At 33.8% G+C, this 782-nt stretch carries 1 protein-coding gene; it reads left to right on the forward strand.

Translation table 11 applies throughout. From position 1 onward, the window contains the following. The first annotated feature begins 160 nt into the window (after positions 1-160). Entirely contained in the window at positions 161-553 is a 393-nt protein-coding gene (locus M6D81_RS31580) for a hypothetical protein (RefSeq protein ID WP_262681641.1), read from the forward strand. Positions 554-782 lie beyond the last annotated feature (229 nt).

The raw sequence follows: 782 nt of genomic DNA on the forward strand, positions 1-782 counted from the left end.
CTGAAATTCGACAAATCTCACAAAAAAGATGGTGATCATTATCAACACTATGTCTCTTAAGGAATGATTTCATAAACACAATATAGAAAAACGAACGATTGAATCATTTTGGAATACATTTGATACATATAGATCAGAAGACATAGATGAGTTTAATGAAGTGTTTTATCTTTACTCATATGAAAAATTAAAAGTCAATATTGAAGATGTTTCTTTACACATAAAGGAGATTTTAAATCCAAATGAAAATAATTTTGTAAGAGAATATATTCAAGTTAGGGTAAGATTGGATTATTCAGAAAAATCACTTGGTTATTATCGTATAATCTATTCAATTGATGGACAGTTTGAGGATGATTATTTTATTTCGGAGTGGGTTGGTTATAGACCCCATATGCTAATAGGGTTATTAGATGATTTATTAGAAGAAATGAATCAAGAGAATAAATCGGGATATTTAAATGAAACTGATTTTAAAACAATTAGTGGAATATTGAAAAAAAAGAAACTGAAAATTAAGAATGAATTTATGTCAAGTTACTTTTGTGAGTAATCCTATGAAGTGTCGAACTTCAGATAACACCGTATTCACGCATCGTCGCCTCCGGCTCCTTGGTCCGGACCGAAGCTGGAATAGAACGTCTCTGTAAAGAAGTCGTTTTAGTTGCAGGGAAGTCAATTCAGCCGGACAACCTTGCACAGCCTAACCGCGTCGCGGCCACTCCCTTCGGTCGTTTAAGGCAGTGAAGGTTCGTGAATACAAGAACGTTATCTGAAACTCC

Origin of the sequence: Paenibacillus sp. J5C2022 (assembly GCF_025567625.1) — a bacterium.
Taxonomy (GTDB): Bacteria; Bacillota; Bacilli; order Paenibacillales; family Paenibacillaceae; genus Pristimantibacillus.